A 3,731-nucleotide genomic window follows, 5' to 3' on the forward strand; every position below is an offset into this window, starting at 1 on the left:
TTTGACACTCCCCGCGCTAAAGCGACGGGGATTCTTCACTCAACGAGCCAACTTGCTCAGACAGGATTGCTCCAGCCAAAGTAGAGGTCGATTCTCCTGAAGCGTTGCTTGCGTCTAGCGCCAAAGTTCCGGTATGCCCTACCGTACTCAATCCCCGACTAAGGATGTTTCTCGCTGCATTATAGTCCCTGTCCATCACACATCCACATCGACAAACATGAGTTCGAGTGGATAAAGTCTTCTGCACAATGACACCGCAGCGAGAGCATTCCTGGCTTGTCCTGTGGGGTGGAACAGCAATAGTGCTCTTGCCGAACACCTTGCCCAAATATTCCAACCACACCCTAAACTGATACCAGGAAGCGTCGCTAATCGATTTAGCAAGGCTGTGATTTCGCACCATATTCCTGATTCTCAAATCTTCATAGGCTACCAAGTCGTTAGACTGGATTACGCATCTTGCCAACTTCACAGCCAAATCTTTACGCTGCCTACTTATCTTGAGATGGCGCTTGCCTAGAACCACCTTGGCCTTGGCTCGATTCTGACCCCCTTTCTTCCTTCTGGAAACAGTGCGCTGCGACTGCTTTAGTCGTGATTCACTTTTCCTGAGATGCCGGGGGTTTCCAACTGTTTCACCGTTGCTATCGGTGTAGAACTCTTTGAGTCCAACATCCAAGCCGATGGCTCGACCAGAGGGTTCAACAAATTCAGTCCGTTCTACACGAATACAGAACTGAACATAGTAGCCATCGGCTCTTTTGACGAGGCGAACTCGCTTAATCTGCTCTATTGGATAGAAATGCAGATCACGAGTGCCTTTGAGCTTTAGTCTACCAATGCCCTTCTTGTCGGTGAAGGTGATTGCCTTGCGATTCGAGTCTAACTTCCACCCAGAGGTTTTGTACTCTACCGAGCGGTTATTTTTCTTAAAAGAGGGAAACCCTTTCTTTCCGGGGATACCCTTCTTGCAGTTTTCGTAGAATCGAGAGATTGCACTCCAGGCTCTTTCTGCGGATGCTTGCCGAGCCATGCTGTTGAGTTCAGCAGCAAAAGGGAATTCCTTAGCAAGTTGAGCACATAGCTTTTGCAGGTCGTTCTGTCCAGTTCCCTGGTTGTCCATCCAATAACGGATGGCTTGGTTTCGGATGAACTGAACTGTTCTCACCGCCTCGTCTATGGCGCTGAATTGCTGGGGTTTTCCGTAGGCTTTGAACTCTAGTACAGTTAAACTAAGCCGGGTAGTCGCCCACCCGACTCGTCTCCAAAACCGGACTTGAGACTTTAACCTCATCCGGCTCCTCGATAACTTGGCTCTTGTCATGAGAACCGTGACTACCATCTAAGGCCGTCTTAACGTCGTGACAGTGACGGTGAAGAAGTTGGAGGTTCTTGTATGTATCCTTTCCGCCTTTCGACTTAGGGATGATGTGGTCGATTTCCATCACGTCTTCTTCCCGGAATGTTAGTCCGCAGTGGGCGCACTTCCCTTTTTGTTTCTTCAAGAGCTTTGACACCCTTGTAGGAATTCCTGGTTGTTTGCCCATTCTTGTACTCCAGTATTTAAGATTACCGTCGTATGGACTGGCTTCGCCTTTGACCTTGGTGTGGTGGATAATTGGTGTTTCTGCATGGCTTCGTAACTGCATCGGGTTTGACTCCGTGCGAGTCGCGAAAGCCCAATTTCTACTTCCAATCTTCCGCCAATATTTCCGAGCTACCCATTTCCCAGTCTTATTTGAGTGTCTTCTTTTTCCCCATCTGGCTAATTTCCAATAGAGGAGTTCGTCCAATTGGGAGAATATTTGTTTTGACACCGCAGTTGAGTAGTAGTTACTCCATCCCCTGATGACCGGATTAAGGTGCCTAATTAGCCCCTCTTGTGGTGCGACGATGTGAGAATCTACTATCTGTTTCAATTTCTGGTAATGGGACTTGACAGCCTTCTTGCTGGGTTTGATGATGGTTTTGAATCCTAGAGGCTCATTATGGGTATTCTTCCCGGTTTTGTATTTGCCAACTTTATGTTGTCGGATGTTAAAACCGAGAAAATCGAATCCCGGGTTATCACACTCTTGAGTGTGAGTGATATGAGTTTTTTTCCTCTTTGAGTTCTAATCCCATCCCTTTCAACCATTCCTGGATGTGGTCACGACATTTCTCGATTACCCCAAGGTTTTCGTGAATGATAACGAAGTCATCTGCGTATCTGATTAAGGATACTGCTCGTCTTCGATTGGTACGACTACCTTTTCCAGGTAGTTGTTCCACTAATTCCTTGATGCTCTCTTCCATGCCGTGGAGGGCAATATTTGCCAGTAGGGGACTTATTACGCCTCCCTGTGGTGTCCCCTCATCGGTCGGGAATAGCTGTCCAGAATCTATTACCCCAGCTTTTAACCATGCCCGGATTTGTCGTCTGATGGCGGGTATCGTTTCGAGCTTGTCCAATAGTTTGCCATGGTCAATCCTGTCAAAGCATTTAGCAATGTCGGCGTCTAATACCCATTTAGGTTTGCACCTAATGGCATTGAATATTGCCCCGATTGCGTCCTGACAAGACCTACCTGGTCTGAACCCGTATGAGTTAGGTTCAAATTTGGCTTCCCATTGGGGTTCGAGTGCCATTTTGACTAAGGCTTGTAATGCGCGGTCGTATATTGTGGGTATTCCTAATGGTCTCTTTTCGTCTCTTCCCGGTTTGGGAATCCATACCCGACGTGCGGGTTTGGCTTTTGAGTTGAGCTTCAATTGACCTACAAGGCGCATACGTGCTTTTGGGGATAGGGATTTAACCCCATCCACTCCTGCCGTCTTTTTGCCTTGATTATCTTGTGTAACCCGACGAGCCGCTAACATTCTGGCTGACCAGCTCTTCAGCAGTAACTTTTGGAGTCCGCGAACTGTTTTGATGTCACCACGACGTTCGGCTTGATGAATCCGTTTTTGCAGGCGGAAGACTCGACGTTCGATTGATTTCCAATCAACATCTTGCCATTCCAGCACCACCGTATTGTTTCCAATCGTTTTGGGCATTTCCATGCTACTAAGGCTCCATCTTCCAAGTTATCGTGAGTCCGTCAGCATATCCTGGGCATTACCCCAGACATTCGCTTCTGACTCAATCCTTCCTCACGTTGGCTTGCGGATGGTTTCCTACTCAGGATTTCGACCTTATTCCTGAGAGCAACAACGGAGGTTACTTCGTTCCAGATATCGATTGATTGTGCCTTTAGGATGCCACTTTACGCCGGGTTTATTTGGGTGTATGAGAGGTCTGTATGATATCAGCCTCCCCTTTATCCTTTAGCCATTTTGGCTCCTGCGTGTCAGTCTAATTTTCGCAGGTTTATAGTAACGACGCTTTCGGACGTGACTTCGTTTTCTATCCATGGACACTTGCTCAAGAGGGCGCCCGTTTAGACCCAGGCTTACTCCCTTTCATCCCCGCTTCACAGGTTGATGACCAGTCGCTACTGTGGGGGACGTGCTTTCACGCGATACACCTCGCGGGATGGACTTTCACCACCATCGATATCTAGTTGTCAAGGTTCAATGCCCTGTGGGGGCTGTGTTCCTTGCCCCGCCTACGTTTCAGGAATTTTCCTTCTACTTTTGGCGGGAACGAATCGCACATCATGGCTATATCCATGCACACAATATAAGCCGTCTTGGCAGGACGGCGACTCAAGTCGCCGTGTCGTCTTTCATCCCCGCGCTAAAGCGACGGC

At 48.2% G+C, this 3,731-nt stretch carries 2 protein-coding genes and 1 pseudogene; 1 reads left to right on the forward strand and 2 read right to left on the reverse strand.

Annotated features, from left to right (window positions below; genetic code table 11):
* Positions 1–16 precede the first annotated feature (16 nt).
* Together P5683_RS23490 and ltrA are read right to left on the reverse strand one after the other, a co-directional pair.
* Positions 17–1,342, reverse strand: a complete 1,326-nt coding sequence (locus tag P5683_RS23490) for an RNA-guided endonuclease TnpB family protein (protein ID WP_006624881.1) — start codon at positions 1,340–1,342, stop codon at positions 17–19.
* Positions 1,233–3,042: pseudogene (gene ltrA, locus P5683_RS23495) on the reverse strand (group II intron reverse transcriptase/maturase). Before ltrA ends, P5683_RS23490 begins: the two are co-directional and overlap by 110 nt.
* Before the next feature lie 420 nt (positions 3,043–3,462).
* Between ltrA and P5683_RS23500 the strand changes: the two are divergent.
* Positions 3,463–3,731 (forward strand): hypothetical protein (locus P5683_RS23500; RefSeq protein WP_315669491.1); only part of this gene is annotated, 269 nt, incomplete at its 3' end.

The organism is Limnospira sp. PMC 1279.21 (genome assembly GCF_032349615.1).
GTDB classification, from domain to species: domain Bacteria; phylum Cyanobacteriota; class Cyanobacteriia; order Cyanobacteriales; family Microcoleaceae; genus Limnospira; species Limnospira fusiformis.

Excerpts from the sequence above, each read along its gene's own strand:
- P5683_RS23490 (WP_006624881.1), bottom strand. The coding sequence starts at position 1,342 with ATGGTAGTCACGGTTCTCATGACAAGAGCCAAGTTATCGAGGAGCCGG.